The organism is Pseudomonas sp. MC6 (assembly GCF_054790575.1).
The window spans coordinates 1,480,030-1,495,716 of the sequence record NZ_CP186504.1; the positions used below are offsets into that span (position 1 = coordinate 1,480,030).

The following is a 15,687-nucleotide window of genomic DNA, read 5'->3' on the forward strand; positions in this document are numbered from 1 at the left end:
CCGAAGGTGTCGCACCTGCGCTCCAAGGTTTTCGCATTGGCAGTAAAGGCTGCGCGCGCAGTTAATCGCCGAACAGATCGAACATCAGGTGCCTGAACCATTTATTGACGGGGCGCGGTTGTATTTGCTGGGCCAGAATAAATTGATGGCGATTTCGGTGAGGCAACGGGACTGGCGGGCTTGCAAATGAATGGATCTCCATGCCCATGAAAAGCCAGAAATGCTCAGCTAAACAGCCTGCCAGACGAAGCCTAAAGGCTCTCAGGGTCGCCAAAAAACATCTGAATCCGCGACCGTAACCACCGCTCACCCGGGTCATTATCCTGCGACCCCCGCCACGCCATATGCAGCTCAAACGTGCGCGTCGGCAACGGCGGATCTTCCGCCCGAACGCCACCAGCCGCCGTCAGCGCCTCCGCCGTGTAATCCGGTACAGTCGCCACGATGTCGGTGCCCGCCAGCAACGTACTCAAACCATTGAACTGCGGCACGGCCAGCACCACGTGCCGCTTGCGCCCGAGTTTCTCAAGCTCTTCATCAATGAAACCACTGAGGTCGCCGGCGAACGACACCAGTGCATGCGGACGCGCGCAGTAGTCATCCAGGCTCAGCGGCCCCGGCACGGTGTCGGCACGCAGCAGTTTTGGTGCGCTGCGACGCAGGACCTTGCGCTTGGCGTTGGCCGGCAGGTCGGTGGTGTAGCTGACTCCAATGGATATCTCGCCGGAGGCCAACAGGCCCGGCATCAATATGTAGTTGACGCGACGGATCACCAGCACGATCCCCGGGGATTCGGCGCGCAGGCGTTTGAGCAGCATCGGCAGCAGGGCGAATTCAACGTCGTCGGACAAGCCAATACGGAAAACCGAGGTGCTGGTCGCCGGGTCGAATTCGGCCGCGCGGCTGACAGCGGTTGAAATCGAATCGAGGGCCGGCGAGAGCAGGGCGAAGATTTCCACCGCGCGGGCGGACGGTTCCATGCTGCGACCGGTGCGCACGAATAGCGGGTCATCGAACAGGCTGCGCAGGCGCGAGAGCGCCGCACTGATCGCCGGTTGACCGAGAAACAGTTTTTCTGCCGCCCGGGTCACACTGCGTTCGTGCATCAATGTTTCGAATACGATCAACAGGTTCAGGTCGACACGACGCAGGTCATTACGATTCATCTGGAGTCCTGGCAGAGTCATCAAGCTTGACGAGAGCGGCCATATGAGAACAATGGCCGGCATGAATCTTACGGGGAAAGGCTGGTACTCTGCACCGGAAAATTCAGCTTAACTGAGACGGTGGCAGCAGTTTTTTCATGGATTTTGCCAATGCCGCCCCTGCTGCGGAATCAATGACAGGCATGTCGACTATTAATAGCCACTGATGGTCTTGGGTCAAAAGCCCAGATAGAGTTCATGGCATTAGAGGTTACTTTGACGAGGTTTGCGATGTCCCGCACGATCCGTTTTCACAAGTTTGGTCCGGCCGAGGTGCTCAAATGCGAAGAGCATGCGGCCGCTCAGCCAGGTCCTGGCGAAGTGCAGGTGCGCGTCGAGGCGATCGGCATCAGCTGGTACGACACCCTCTGGCGTCAGAACCTGGCCTCGTCTCAGGCGCGACTGCCTGCGGGTCTTGGTCACGAGATGGCCGGTGTGATCACCGCTGTCGGCGACGGTGTCGATGATCTGGCAGTGGGTGACAAGGTCGCCAGCTTTCCGGCCGAGAGTGCGAACGACTACCCGGTCTACGGCGAATCAATCGTGCTGCCGCGTACTGCGCTGACCCGTTATCCGGATGTGCTCAGCCCGATCGAAGCCAGCGTGCACTACACGCCGCTACTGATCGCCTATTTTGCCTACGCCGATCTGGCGCGGGTCAAGCCAGGGCAGTTCGCTCTGGTCACGGACGCCAGCCATTGCGCCGGTCCTTCGTTTGTCCAGTTGGGCAAGGCAATGGGTGTGCGGGTGATTGCCGCGACCAAAGAAGCCGAAGAGCGCGAGTACCTGCTGTCCCTTGGTGCGGAAAAGGTCATTGTCACCGAAGAGGAAGATCTGTTGATGCGAATCAACAAGATCACCGACAACCGCGGTGTCGACGTGGTGTTCGACGGCCTCGGCGGCCCGCAGATGTCGTTGCTTGGCGATGTGCTGGCGCCGCGTGGCAGCCTGGTGTTGTATGGCTTGCAGGGCGGCAATCAGACGCCGTTCCCGGCCTGTGCAGCGTTCCAGAAGAACATCCAGTTTTTCGTGCATTGCATCGGCAACTTCACCGGCAAGCCGGAACTGGGCATCACTCAGGATCACGTCGCCTTGCAACGTGCCTTGCGTGACATCAACCAGTTGACCGCCGACCGCGTGTTGCTGCCGCTGAAGACGCGTGTATTCCCGTTCAACGAGTTCGTCGAAGCGCATCGCTACATGGACGAATGCCCATGCCGCGAACGGGTCGCGCTGCAGGTCGAACCGGCGTAAGCCCTGTCATCAGAGTCCGTGGCCCCACGGACTCTCGTGCGTTTACCTTCCCTCCTGAAAAACAGAGCTCCCTGGCGCTATGCCCGGGACCGTTCAGCAACTGAACTGGTTTTTGCTCTCGATCTGTATCTTCTAATCACAATGTAAGCCCTGATAATTGAATGATTACTTTCATCTCAAGGAATGAGCCATGGCTGTGCATTCAATTTGTCCTGCGCTATATCAATCGGCTAAATCCGTTGGTTGCGCCAACTTCTGTTTAATTGTTGTAGGGCTATTCGGAAACTGCTTCTCTTTTTCTTGTACTCACTTGTCGTGGGACATTGTGGGAAGTTTCCTAGGATCGCGTCCCAAAAAAAATATCTCAACAATTACAGGGGTTTGAGGCTGCGTCTCGGCGACGGCAGGGGTTTAATCAGCTCAAGTGTTTCAAATAACTACAAACTTGTAAGTGTTAGCATTCGAACGTCTATTACTTATTGATGAATTGTCGCCTGACTGATTTTTCAGTCCGCGCGGCATGAAACTTTCGATACCGGGTAAATACCGATGAGCACGATCCATGATCAGGCAATGAACTATGTCTACCAGCAAGTATTGCAGCGTTTGCTGAGTTTCTTTTCTCGCGCAGAACGCACGGCGTTGCAGTTGCTGATCCAGCGACTGGCAGTGGCTGCCGGCGGTATGGAGAACATCGGTCATTTCAAGGTTCTGGTGAGCCAGTCAGGGTCGCGCGACAGTTGTTATACGCTGGCCCTGTTACGGGCCGCACAACTGACCATCGCTGGCCGCTCGCCCGCGACCTTTCAGTTGCGGGTCGCCAACCTGCGCTGGAACGGCAGCAGCCAGGCGTCCCTGCAAAACATGCACCGCAGCTACAGCGCGCTGTTTCTGTATGACGATCCTCGAGTCGAACTGGTGATGGTGGATCACCGCGAGGTTCTGCCGTTTGACCATCAGGCACCCATTGGCGAGGCGGGGCGTGAGGCCAACCGCATCAATTTGCTGCTGATCGGACATCGTCGAACCTGGAACGAAACGCTCGAACTATGGGATGACGCTTATCTGGCCACTGCCGAGTTCTACGGTCAGGTGGCCCGCTGGAACAATGGCGTCGATGCGATGATTGGCAGTGAATCCGTGCGCCGTCAGGGGCACTTCCTTGAGGGATTGGGGCGCGCCGCGCAGAAAGCCGCAATTGCCGGGCCGCAAGTGAGTCCTGTCGGCTTTGACATGCTGTTCCCGCTTCTCGATGGACTGGGCGGCGATTATTACCGCGAGTTTTATCCCGAAGAAGAGCGGGTAGCCTGGCGTCCCGAAGGTCAATTCGAGGCCTGTCGGCGCACCAGTTTCATCAGTATCAACGACATGATTGTCGGCAAGCTCGAAGAACGCTGGCCTTTGTTGAGCGATTTTCTCGGTTTCCAGGCTGATGAACTGACGCTTTATCAAGTTGACAACGAACATGTGGAGCCTCTGGTAGCCGCGCATCTTCGAGGCTTGCAGGCGCACTTCATCGAGGGACAGACCTACGAGGCTGGCGTCGCCGATTACCTGAAAAACTGCCTGATATCCATGCGAGAGAAACAGGTTCCCGAACCTGTTTGCGAACAGTTGCTGGCGAGTTTCGGCAATCTGCAGGAGCCCGAGTATCTGCGCAAGCAGGCAGAAAGCGCCTTGCTTGCCAATTTTGAACTGAATGAAATCCAGCTGACGTGCCTGCTGTTTTCACCGTTCATCAATGCTGGCGCCGGACTCGAGCGCTTCTTGCGCAATTGTCACCCTGGCATGTTGGTGGCGTTGCCGGATCTGCACCGGGCGATGCAGGGCCTGCATGCGCCGGAACAGGTCATGAAATGGATGACGGATGTCAGTGGACTGCCGGTCAGGTTGATTGTGCGGCTGTATGCGATGGGACCTGTTCATATGCCTGCTGCCGCTGAAACGGCCTCGCAGGACCCGGTCGTTGAATCGGCAGATGATCGATCAGCGGAGGGGTGAACGTGAGCTTCGTGCAGGGAGATGGAGCCATGCCAACGGATGCGAGCTTGTGAAAGCGGCGAGGCAGAATGACTTTGTTTATCAGGCGGTATATCGATACCTCACGCTGCTGATAGACGAGGCGGGAAGTGGCTCGGCGGTGCGTTTGCCATCACTGCGACAATTGGCGGATCGGCTCAATGTGTCGATCTCGACGGTCCAGTACGCATATTCGCTGCTGGAAAAGGAAGGCCGGGTCTATTCAATCGCCAAATCCGGATACTACGCGCAAGCGCTACACGTAACGGACTCACCCGATAGCGGCAGTGATTTGCTGGAAACCGTTTACGTCAATGCCAGGCGCCCGGGCATGTGCGTGCTGAGCGCCGATGAGCCGGCCTCTCTGCAACCGCTGGACAGTCCATTATTGATGCTGGAGCGGGAACTGCTGCGTCAATATCCGCGGCAGCCGCAAGCGCTGGTGCAACCTTGCGGAGAACTTGAACTGCGTACGGTAATGGCCGCGCGTTATACCTCGTCCACCGCCAATTACTGGCGTGCGGATGACGTCTACATCGGCGCAGATCTGCGCGGTGTCCTGGACATTCTGATTTCCGTGCTTGAGTTACGTCGCGCCACCGTGGTCGTCGAGTCGCCCTGTGACTGGGTGATCCTGCGTCTGCTGGAAGCCGCCGAGGTGCGTGTGATCGAACTGCCGTTTGCCGCTGGCGCGATTGATCTGCAGCGGCTGGAGTCGGTACTCAAGAGTGAGCCGGTGCGTTTGATCCTGTTGTCTTCGGCGTTGAGCATGCCACGGGGCAGCCTGATACCGCTGAGCAACCAACAGGCAGTCGCGCATTTGCTCGGGCGCCATGGCACTTGGGTGCTGGAAAACGATTGTTACAGCGAACTCCACGAAGGAGGGAGCGCCCAACGATTGCGCGACTGGCTGGACCCTGATCGTCTGCTGGTGTTTTCCACGTTCGAGAAGTTCATCGGTGCCGAGGCACCTTTCGGCATATTGCTCTCACGGCAGTGGCGCAACGAGTTGCAGCGGCATTTTCTGTTGCGCGCGTTTCGCTTGTCGCCGATCCGTCAGAAGGCCGTTGCCAGGCTGTTGGCGGGTGGTCGGCTGGATCAGCATTTGTTGATCTTGAGACGAATGCTCAAGGAGCGTCGCACGCAATTGATTGAGCTGCTGCGCGAACGCCTCGGCGATGCGTTGCAGGTTGTCGAGCCCCAAGGTGGCGCGACCGTGTGGGTGCGTTCTCTGCGGCCGGTCAACATGGCGCAGGTGTTCCAGTGCCTGTTGAGGCAGCAGATCATTATTGCGCCGGGCGAACTGTTCAGCCTGCAAGGCCTGCATGCGCAGCATGTGCGGTTGAGTCCGCTGAGCCACGGCGATCATGACCTGACCCGCGTGGTCGGCCTGCTCGGTGACGCCTTGCGCCTGGCACCCGGTGAATAACGTTAAAAAACATCGAGAGCGTCCCGGATAGATCCCATCGCACTGCGGTCAAACTGCCAGTAAACTGCGCTCTATTCCTGAACCACTCTATTTCAGAGGTTTTGCATGACACTCAGTCCTTTTGCGGGCAAACCGGCACCGGCAGAATTGTTGGTCGATATCCCGCGACTGGTAACGGCTTACTACACCGGACAGCCCGACGCCTCGATTTCCACCCAGCGTGTGGCGTTCGGTACATCCGGACACCGGGGCAGCTCGTTCGACTTGAGTTTCAACGAATGGCACGTTCTGGCCATCAGCCAGGCGATCTGCCTGTACCGCGAAGCCCAGGGCATCACCGGGCCGCTGTTTGTCGGCATCGACACTCACGCACTGTCGACCCCGGCCGGGGCCAGTGCGCTGGAAGTTCTGGCCGCCAACGGTGTGACGGTGATGATCGCCGAAGGTGATGAATACACGCCGACACCGGCCATTTCCCACGCCATTCTCTGCTACAACCGTGGCCGCACCTCGGGCCTGGCGGACGGCATCGTCATCACGCCGTCGCACAACCCGCCACAAAGCGGTGGTTACAAATACAACCCAACCAACGGCGGGCCGGCTGACACCCACATCACCAAATGGATCGAAGCCAAGGCCAATGAACTGCTGGCTGCCAAACTGACCGGTGTGAAGCGCATCAGTTACGAGCAGGCGCTCAAGGCCAGCACCACGCATCGTCACGATTACCTGAACAGCTACGTAGCCGACCTGATCAACGTGATCGACTTCGACGCCATTCGTGACGCCAAACTGCGTCTGGGCGTTGATCCGCTGGGCGGAGCAGGGGTGCGCTACTGGTCGGCGATTGCCGAGCATTACCGCCTCGATCTGCAAGTGGTTAACAAGGAAGTCGACGCGACGTTCCGTTTCATGACCGTCGACTGGGATGGCCAGATTCGTATGGACCCGTCGTCCAGCCATGCGATGCAAGGCCTGATCGGCTTGAAAGAGCGTTTCGACGTTGCCTTCGCTTGCGACCCTGATCACGACCGTCATGGAATCGTGACGCCGTCCGGTGGTTTGCTCGCGCCGAACAACTATCTCGCCGTCTCGATCGATTACCTGTTCCAGAACCGCCCACAATGGCGCGCGGACGCTGGCGTGGGTAAAACCGTGGTCAGCAGCGGTCTGATCGATCGCGTGGCCAAGCGTCTGGGGCGTCGTTTGTACGAAGTTCCGGTCGGTTTCAAGTGGTTCGCCGACGGCTTGTTCGATGGCTCGTTGGGTTTCGGTGGCGAAGAGAGCGCGGGTGCATCGTTCCTGCGCAAGGACGGCGGCGTGTGGAGCACCGACAAGGACGGTCTGATCCCGGCATTGCTCGCCGCCGAAATGACCGCGCGCACCGGTCGCGATCCGAGCCAGGCCTACAAGGCATTGACCGATGAGCTGGGCGAACCGTTCTCGGTGCGCGTCGACGCCAAGGCCAATCCGGAGCAGAAAGCACTGCTAAGCAAGCTGTCACCTGACCAGGTCACCTCGACCGAACTGGCCGGTGAGAAAATTCAAAGCATTCTCAGCCATGCGCCGGGCAACGATCAGGCGATCGGCGGTCTGAAAGTGATGACTGAAAACGGCTGGTTCGCCGCGCGTCCGTCGGGCACCGAAGACATCTACAAGATCTACGCTGAAAGCTTCATCAGTGACGACCACCTCAAGCAATTGGTCGTTGAAGCGCAGACGCTGGTGGATGGCGCCATCTCCAGCAAGTGATGCTCGCAAGCGCATGATAAAAGGGGCAACCGTGATGGTTGCCCCTTTTTTTTGTCTGCCCTTCAGGCGATCAAGCCAAATCCACCAAGACGATTTCACTGTCCTCAATGGCCGTGACGCTCAGCACTTGCTCATGCGCCACTGCCACACCGTCTCGAGCTTGTGCACGCAAGCCGTTGACTTCAATCACGCCTGTGGCCGGTACCAGATAGGCGCGACGGCCCTCGTCCAGGTGATATTCCGCGGTTTCACCCGCCTTGAGATTGGCCGCGACCAACCTGGCATCGGCGCGAATCCGCAGACTTTGGTCATCGCCATCCTTGCCGCTGGCCAGTGTGACAAAGCCTTCACGCTGGCCTTTCGGAAAGGGTTTGGCACCCCAAGATGGCGGGGCGCCGGTTTCCGTCGGCAGAATCCAGATCTGGAAGATCTTGCTGTCTTTCGCTTCCAGGTTGTATTCGCTGTGAGCGATGCCGGTGCCGGCGCTCATCACTTGCACATCGCCAGCCTCGGTGCGGCCCTTGTTGCCCAGGTTGTCTTGGTGAGTAATCGCACCTTCACGGACATAGGTGATGATTTCCATGTCGCGGTGCGGATGCTGCGGGAAGCCAGTGCCGGCAGCGATCACGTCATCGTTCCACACCCGCAGGTTGCCCCAGTTCATGCGCTGTGGGTCGTAGTACTCGGCGAACGAAAAGTGGTGATGGGCATCCAACCAGCCGTGATGGGCGCCGCCTAGCGAGCTGAAAGGTCTGAGTTCAAGCATGATCGTCTCCTCAAAAGGTTCGTCATGGGGTGTGAATGGTTGACACCCGACGCGACACCGGTGGTTTATGACGGCCATCATCTATCAGTTAATGATCGATAAAAAGCGTAAAAAGTGCGGCGTTATGATCGAAATTCCAGATAAGAAAGCAGCTCGAAAGCGTCTCATCTCACCTTCAGTTCATCGCCTAAACCAATGACCTGTAAGCATTTCGCTAGAACTGAACGGCAAATACAGACACCATAGCCGCAACAGCCTCACACACTGGAGCCCGTCAGCGTGACGCAACACACCCCCGATCTTCCTCCCGAACTTCGCCCCTTGGCCGAGATGCCCTGGTTCAAACGCCTGGCTGCACGCTTCTTCGGCCATGGTTTGACGCGTCTGCGCGCGCAGCACCGGGCATCGTGGCTGCACGGCCAGGCCGATGGTTTCCGCAGCGGCCACACCGCTGGCGTCGAATATGGCTTTAAGGAAGGCAAGCTGGAGGGGCTGGAAGAAGGCCGGCAGGTACTGCTGATCCGTGACAGCCGCAACACTGAGCATCGCCCGCCGAGCGTTGATAATCATCTGTTTGACGATTGGCGCCTGCCGCTAACGGCCGAGCTGAAAAAGCGCATGAAGGCCGATGTCGCGCGTTTATTGCCTGAGCATGCTCAGCCAAGCGTCGCGCAATGGAAGATGATTTTCAGCGAAACCCCCTCGACATCCGTGGTCGCCGGCGCTGGCGCGGGCAAGTCCACCACGCTGGTGCTGCGCATCCTGCTGCTCAACCACTATCTGGGCTTTGAGCTGGATTCGATGACCGTGGTGACCTTCACCCGCGAGTCGCGCAAGGATTTCATCAACAAATTGATTGAGCTGTTCGCGCTCTGGGGCCAGGCGCTGAATCTGCGCCAGGCGCGCGAACTGGTGCGTACATTCCACTCGCGCATTCTGCCGATGGTGCGCAGCTTGCCGGGATTTGAGCGCTTGCAGGCCTTTGAAAACCTCAGTCATCGAGCGCAAGGTGCTGACGAGGAGGTCGACAGTAACCCATTCGACCTGCGCATCAACGATGCGCAACGCCAGCAACTCAACGCCTGCTATCACCGCTTGTTCAACCAGGACGAGCGTTTTCGCCAATTGATTCAGCCATTGTCTCGCGCCGGTTTGCAGCTCAAGGAGCTGGAGCGTGATCACCCGGACGTGCAGAAGCGCGTAGCGGTAACGCAGCTGGCCTCCCAGCGCGACGAAGAACTGTGCGATGCCATCGAAGATCTGTGGTTCCGTGCCGGTGCCTGGCCGATCAAGGGCATTGAGCCGAACCGGCAGAGTTTCGACATCAACGGCGCAAAATTCCATTGCCACGGCTACATTCCGAGTCTGGATGCGTGGGTAGTGTTAGGTTTCGACCCGCGGGAAAACCCGCAGGTGAGCCGGCCAAATGCCAAGCTCGGCATACGCGCAGAATGGGCGGTGAAGCGCACCCTGTTCCAAGCTTTCTGTCGTAAGCCGTTGATTTGGCTTGATAGTTATGAGTCTTCAAGGCGTGTTCTAGCAACCTTGGCGGGCGATGCGAGTGCCGGGCCGGGCTTCGATTACAAGGTCAAGGGCGAGTTGGCTTCCGCTCCTTTGCTCGACTGTTTTGTCGCAGCGGCAGGCTTCATCGAGAACCTGGGCCTGGATGTGCCTGACGCCGTCAGCCGCATGAGCTTTGCCAAGGATGACCCGGACCGGTTTTTCTTTGAGGCCCTGAGTCTGTTCTGGCGGACTTTTGAAGATCATCTGCTCGATCAGAAACCGCCGGTCATGACTTACAACCGCATGTTCGCGCTGTTCAGCGAGCATTCGCCGGAGAACCTCAAGCTGTTGAGCGACGAGTTACTCAGGCCGTTGTCGCACTTGATGATCGACGAATTTCAGGACGTTTCGCCACAGATCGTCTCGTGGATTCGCGCAAGTCTGACGGAAATCCGCAGTCGTGGCCCGGCCATGCACGTCGGGCGGGGCGCGCAGCGTTCGTCGTTGCTGTGCGTCGGTGATGACTGGCAGTCGATTTACGGCTGGCGCGGCAGTTCGCCGAGCTACTTCATGGCGTTCGACAAGGAATTCCCGTCGCCGAGCACCACGCGGGTGATGCTCAGCGATAACTACCGCAGCCACCAGCACATCATTGATGCCGCTGAACATATCGTCCGCGCCGCCCCAGCGATCCCCGGCAAAAAGGCCAAGGCCAGCGGCGCACCCAAGCCGCTGCAGCCGGTCAATGTGCTGGAGCGCGACGATCAGGCTTTGGGTCAGCGCCTCGCCGAACACTATCGTCAAGGTCATTCAATCTTGATGTTGTATCGAAAAAGCAGCGATAAGTTATTGATTGAACAGCATATTCAGTCCGTAGTTAATGTAGATTCGAGCTTGCCATACGCGGCGCGGCGCCTGAAACAACTGACCTACCACAGCGCCAAAGGCCTGCAGGCAGATGCAGTGTTCTTGCTCGGTGACTGTCAGCACCTGACCAGCTCGCCCTACAAGAACCAGGTTTATCGCATGGCAGGTTTGGGTAAATCGGGTGACAGCGAACCGTACGACAGTGCGCAAAAGGACGAGATCCTGCGCCTGGCCTACGTCGGTATTACACGGGCTGTCAGCCATTGCTACTGGTATGTCGAACCGCAGGAAGCGCAAACGGTGAATATGCCCAGGGCGTCTGACCGGGTGGCCAAGGGTAAGCCGTTCTTCGTTGATCACCGCATCACCAAACAAACCGCATAGGCACAAAAAAGCCCACAGAAATGTGGGCTTTTTTGTTTTAAATCATAAGTTTAAGCGTAACTCCTGAGAGACTCCGGAGGTACGAAAGCTTCCAGCTCATCCTCCACAGCCTCGATGATTCGCTCGACATCCGCTGCATTCATCACCGTCGCGCACGGGATGCCGGCGATGGCGATCATGGTTTCGCCACTGGCGCGATCAAACAGACGGGCGATCATGCTGCCCGGCGCGTCCATCGTCGCCTCGAAACCCATGGGATGAAAATGCCAGCGCATCAGTTGGCATGCATTGGGGAACGTGACTTTGCTTGACCCTTTATTCATGTGTTGCCCGCCTTCTTCATCGAGCGCTTCCGTTTGCTCATGTTAGGTGGGAAGAGCCTTCATTGGCTCAACCGGTGACTGACATTAAAAGTAGCATCCGGATGTGAAATTCCTGTGAGATTTTTCAGTTCATTTTGCGATTGCTTCGCATTTTTTGATGTAAGTCACGGCCTACGCAATCGTCGCCAAATGGCCACTACGGATTAGTCATTGAAGCCCGCGCCGAACTTCGGCAAGCTCGATTCTTTTGCGCCGAGCCCTTTATGTACGCCGACGACGACGGCCCAGAACAGACCCAGGCCACGGCCGCCACGGTCATGCGCTATCACCTGAGCTGGAAGCACCGTGACCTCGACAGCGTCATGGCGCTGTACCACCCGGACATCCAGTACAACGATTTCTTCCAGAACCGCGTGCTCGGCCTCGACGAGTTACGCGAATACGTGCGCGTCAGCATGCCGCGCGAATCCGACGAACTGCTTGAGCATTGCGACCGCATTCGCGTCGACGGCAACACCGCGTTCATTCAATACGAAGTGACCTTGCGCGGCGGCGACGGGCTGGTGTCGTTTCGCTCCAGCGAGGCGATCACGGTCAGGGACGGCTTGATTTGGCGGGTCAACGAATATGCCTCGCTGGTGCGCACGCAAACTGCCGGCACGGCCTCGTCAAGTCAGCGCCCGGCGGTCAGCCGCCTGGGTCTGTCGCCGCGCCAGTTGAGTTTCATGGCTGAAGACCTGCAACAGTACTTCGAAAAGCAGCAGCCGTACCTCGATCCCGAACTCGACTTGCAGCGAGTGGCGAAGGAGTGCGGTTACAGCCGCAATCAGATTTCCTATCTGCTCAATCAGGTGCTCGGGCAAAGCTTCTACCGCTATGTCAATCAGGCACGCCTGCAACATCTGCTGCGCTCCCTCGACAACGCCACGCCGCCGGTGCGCATCGATGAACTGGCGTTCGCTGCCGGTTTCAACTCGTTGTCGGCGTTCTACAGCTGTTTTCGACAGCACACTGGCCAGTCACCGAAGGCTTACGTTAAACAAATTTCTTTGCGGACACGCGCGCAAGACTTCTCCTGAGCCCGAGCACTAGGATCGACGCCATCGAAGAATTTCAGTGGCGGAGTCTTGCATGCCGGCGTGGCGCACTATCAGTTTGTGGATGGATCAACTCGATGAGCCGCTGACCGCGCGGCCCGAGCTTGAGCGGGATCTGGACGTCGATGTGGCGATCATCGGCGCCGGTTACACCGGGCTGTGGACGGCGTACTACCTGAAAAAACTCGCGCCGGGCCTCGACATTGCGATTGTCGAAGCGCAGACCGCCGGATTTGGCGCCTCTGGGCGTAATGGCGGCTGGTTGATGGGCAATCTGCTTGGCGAGGACCGTCTGCTGGCCGGGCTGTCGCCGCAGCAGCGCCGCGCTTCTTTTGATCTGCTGCACAGCATTCCCGATGAAGTGGAGATTGTCCTCGAACGCGAAGGCATTGACTGTGATTACCGCAAGGGCGGGGTGCTGTATTGCGCCGCTCGCTATCCAGAACAGGAAGCCACGCTGCGTGAATATCTGGCCAAACTGCACGCCCAGGGCCTGACCGACGACGATTACCGCTGGCTCAGCCCCGAGCAACTGGCGCAGCAGATCCGCGTGGCCAAGCCTTATGGTGGGATTTACGCGCCGCACGTGGCGACCATTCATCCGGCGAAACTGGTCCGCGGTCTGGCGCGCACCGTGCAGAACATGGGCGTGAAGATCTACGAAAACAGCCCCGTCATCCATTGGCAGTCGGGCAGTTTGCGCACCGCGAAAGCCAGCGTGCGCAGTCGCTGGATCGTGCCGGCCGTCGAAGGCTATTCGGTGACCTTGCCGCCGCTGGGCCGTTATCAATTGCCGGTACAGAGTCTGATCGTCGCCACCGAACCCTTGTCTGCCGCGACCTGGGATGAGATCGGCCTCAATCGTGGCCAAGCGTTCAGCGAATTCAGTCGTCAGGTCACTTATGGCCAGCGCAGCGCCGACAACCGCCTGATCTTCGGCGCACGCGGCGGTTATCAGTTTGCCGGCAAGTTGCGCCACAACTTCGATCTGACCCGCGATGAAGTCGAGCTGCGCCGTTATCTGTTCGGCGAACTGTTCCCGCAACTGAAAAACGTGCAGATCACCCACGCCTGGGGCGGCAATCTCGGCATGTCGCGGCACTTCAAACCGCACATGCTCTGTGATCGCGCCAATGGCGTCGCGCTGTCCGGCGGTTATGGCGGGGAGGGCGTCGGCGCCAGCAATCTCGGCGGGCGCACGCTGGCCGATCTGATTCTTGAGCGCGACACCGAATTGACTCAGCAGCCGTGGGTGCTGCCGGACGGCGGCATTCATGCACTGCGTGCGTGGGAACCGGAGCCGTGCCGCTGGCTCGGTTACAACGCGATCATCAAAAGTTTCGTCCACGAAGACCAGACCCTGGCCAACCCGGCGACTGCGCCATGGCGGCGCAAACTTGCCAGCCAGGTCGCCGGTTTCATGGAAGGTTTCATGCACTAAGCGCCGATTTACTTGAAGAAAGCCCAAAAGACAGGTCAGACCATGAGCATTACCCAGTTTAAAAACACTGCAACCCTGCAACTGGATGAGTCCAGCCCGGTGGCCGTGCCCCTCGGCGAGCCGATCGCGGTTGCCTCGACCACCAGCGTCGAGCGCGACGACGGCGTCGAAACCGGCGTCTGGGAATGCACGCCCGGGCGCTGGCGCCGGCAGATCACCGCACAGGAGTTCTGCCATTTCATTTCCGGGCGCTGCACGTTCACCCCCGACGGTGGCGGCGAAACCCTGCACATACAAGGTGGCGACGCACTGATGTTGCCGGCCAACACGCTCGGTGTCTGGGATATCCAGGAAACCGTGCGCAAGAGCTACGTGCTGATTTTCTGATTGTTTGATCCTTTGATTGCCTGCCAACAAAAAAGAAAACCCACACAGGAATCGATCCATGATCCGCAAGACCCTCGCTCTGGCACCGCTGATGCTCGCCGTTTCCCTTGCTCAGGCAGCGGAAACGGTCAAGGTTTACAACTGGTCCGACTACATCGCGCCGGACACCACCAAGAACTTCGAGAAAGAGACCGGCGTCGGTGTCACCTATGACGTCTACGACAGCAACGAAACCCTCGACGGCAAGTTGATGACCGGCAAATCCGGTTACGACGTGGTGTTCCCGTCCAACCACTTCATGGCCCGGCAGATTCAGGGCGGGGCTCTGAAGAAACTCGACAAGAGTCAGTTGCCGAACTGGAAAAACCTCAATCCGGTGCTGCTCAAAGCCCTGCAGACCAACGACCCGAACAACGAACACGGCTTTCCGTATCTGTGGGGCAGCACCGGCATCGGCTACAACATCGCCAAAGTCAAAGCCGTGCTCGGCGACAACGCGCCGGTGGACTCCTGGGACCTGATCTTCAAGCCCGAGTACATGGAAAAGCTGCAGAAGTGCGGCGTGGCGATCCTCGACAACGGCCCGGAATTACTGCCCGCGGCGCTAAACTACCTGGGCCTGCCGCACCACAGCAAAAATCCCGAGGACTATAAAAAGGCTGAAGCGCTGCTGATGAAAGTGCGGCCTTACGTCAGTTACTTCCACTCGTCGAAATACACCAGCGACCTGGCCAACGGCGACATCTGCGTGGCAGTCGGTTTCTCCGGCGACATCCTGCAGGCCGAGAACCGCGCCAAAGAAGCAAAAAACGGTGTCGACATCGGTTACGCGATTCCCAAGGAAGGCGCGGCCATCTGGTTCGACATGGTCGCCATGCCCGCCGATGCCCCGGACGAGAAGGCCGGTTATGCGTTCATGAACTACCTGCTGCGCCCGGACGTGATGGCCGGCATCAGTAACTACGTGCACTACGCCAATGGCAATGAGCAGGCCGACAGCCTGATCGACCCGGCGATCAAGAACGACACCAAGGTGTATCCGAGCCCGGAGATGATGGGCAAGCTGTTTGCGCTGGAGGCGATGCCGTTGAACATTGACCGGATTCGCACGCGGGTGTGGAACAAGATCCGGACCGGTAGCTGACTCGCTTTTCCCCTGTAGGAGCTGCCGCAGGCTGCGATCTTTTGATCTTGCTTTTGAAAGGCAAAGTCAAAAGATCGCAGCCTCGTTTCACTCGTCAGCTCCTACAGTTTGGGTGA

12 protein-coding genes are annotated in these 15,687 nt (G+C 58.4%); 9 read left to right on the plus strand and 3 right to left on the minus strand.

Annotation, left to right across the window (positions count from 1 at the left end; all coding sequences use genetic code 11):
* Positions 1–251 precede the first annotated feature (251 nt).
* The gene (locus ACOYXE_RS06745) at positions 252–1,166 is read right to left on the minus strand and encodes a LysR family transcriptional regulator (RefSeq protein ID WP_016983049.1); all 915 of its coding nucleotides are present in this window, start codon (positions 1,164–1,166) and stop codon (positions 252–254) included.
* Between the two features lie 270 nt (positions 1,167–1,436).
* Here ACOYXE_RS06745 and ACOYXE_RS06750 point away from each other — a divergent pair, with 270 nt between their 5' ends.
* The 4 genes from ACOYXE_RS06750 to pgm all read left to right on the plus strand — a co-directional run bounded on the left by ACOYXE_RS06750 (position 1,437) and on the right by pgm (position 7,659).
* The gene (locus ACOYXE_RS06750) at positions 1,437–2,459 is read left to right on the plus strand and encodes a zinc-dependent alcohol dehydrogenase family protein (RefSeq protein WP_016983050.1); all 1,023 of its coding nucleotides are present in this window, start codon (positions 1,437–1,439) and stop codon (positions 2,457–2,459) included.
* Positions 2,460–3,008: 549 nt separating this feature from the next.
* The gene (locus ACOYXE_RS06755) at positions 3,009–4,460 is read left to right on the plus strand and encodes a hypothetical protein (protein ID WP_160058024.1); all 1,452 of its coding nucleotides are present in this window, start codon (positions 3,009–3,011) and stop codon (positions 4,458–4,460) included.
* 49 nt (positions 4,461–4,509) lie between these two features.
* Positions 4,510–5,907: an aminotransferase-like domain-containing protein gene (locus ACOYXE_RS06760; RefSeq protein ID WP_460928312.1), complete on the plus strand. Its 1,398-nt coding sequence runs from the start codon at positions 4,510–4,512 to the stop codon at positions 5,905–5,907.
* A gap of 105 nt (positions 5,908–6,012) precedes the next feature.
* Complete coding sequence (gene pgm, locus ACOYXE_RS06765; protein WP_160058020.1) at positions 6,013–7,659, plus strand: phosphoglucomutase (alpha-D-glucose-1,6-bisphosphate-dependent); 1,647 nt, start codon at positions 6,013–6,015, stop codon at positions 7,657–7,659.
* A gap of 70 nt (positions 7,660–7,729) precedes the next feature.
* Here pgm and ACOYXE_RS06770 read toward each other — a convergent pair whose 3' ends face one another.
* Positions 7,730–8,425 (minus strand): pirin family protein, encoded by a 696-nt coding sequence (locus ACOYXE_RS06770; protein ID WP_160058018.1) that lies wholly within the window; start codon positions 8,423–8,425, stop codon positions 7,730–7,732.
* Between the two features lie 279 nt (positions 8,426–8,704).
* Here ACOYXE_RS06770 and ACOYXE_RS06775 point away from each other — a divergent pair, with 279 nt between their 5' ends.
* Positions 8,705–11,179, plus strand: coding sequence for a UvrD-helicase domain-containing protein (locus tag ACOYXE_RS06775; RefSeq protein ID WP_460928315.1), 2,475 nt, complete (start codon positions 8,705–8,707; stop codon positions 11,177–11,179).
* Positions 11,180–11,229: 50 nt separating this feature from the next.
* Here the strand turns inward: ACOYXE_RS06775 and ACOYXE_RS06780 are convergent, their stop codons facing one another.
* Complete coding sequence (locus ACOYXE_RS06780; RefSeq protein ID WP_038367758.1) at positions 11,230–11,502, minus strand: DUF1652 domain-containing protein; 273 nt, start codon at positions 11,500–11,502, stop codon at positions 11,230–11,232.
* Positions 11,503–11,765: 263 nt separating this feature from the next.
* Between ACOYXE_RS06780 and ACOYXE_RS06785 the strand changes: the two genes are divergently transcribed.
* From ACOYXE_RS06785 to ACOYXE_RS06800, 4 genes are read left to right on the plus strand one after another with little or no spacing between them, the layout of a single operon-like run.
* Positions 11,766–12,581 carry a helix-turn-helix domain-containing protein gene (locus tag ACOYXE_RS06785; RefSeq protein ID WP_160058014.1) on the plus strand — a complete coding sequence of 272 codons (816 nt, stop codon included), beginning with the start codon at positions 11,766–11,768 and terminating at the stop codon, positions 12,579–12,581.
* A 52-nt stretch (positions 12,582–12,633) separates the two neighbouring features.
* Positions 12,634–14,040 (plus strand): NAD(P)/FAD-dependent oxidoreductase, encoded by a 1,407-nt coding sequence (locus tag ACOYXE_RS06790; RefSeq protein ID WP_460928317.1) that lies wholly within the window; start codon positions 12,634–12,636, stop codon positions 14,038–14,040.
* A 42-nt stretch (positions 14,041–14,082) separates the two neighbouring features.
* The gene (locus ACOYXE_RS06795) at positions 14,083–14,427 is read left to right on the plus strand and encodes a cupin domain-containing protein (RefSeq protein WP_160058010.1); all 345 of its coding nucleotides are present in this window, start codon (positions 14,083–14,085) and stop codon (positions 14,425–14,427) included.
* Positions 14,428–14,485: 58 nt separating this feature from the next.
* On the plus strand, positions 14,486–15,571 hold the full coding sequence (locus ACOYXE_RS06800) for a polyamine ABC transporter substrate-binding protein (protein ID WP_007914896.1): 1,086 nt from the start codon (positions 14,486–14,488) through the stop codon (positions 15,569–15,571).
* The last annotated feature ends 116 nt before the right edge of the window (positions 15,572–15,687 follow it).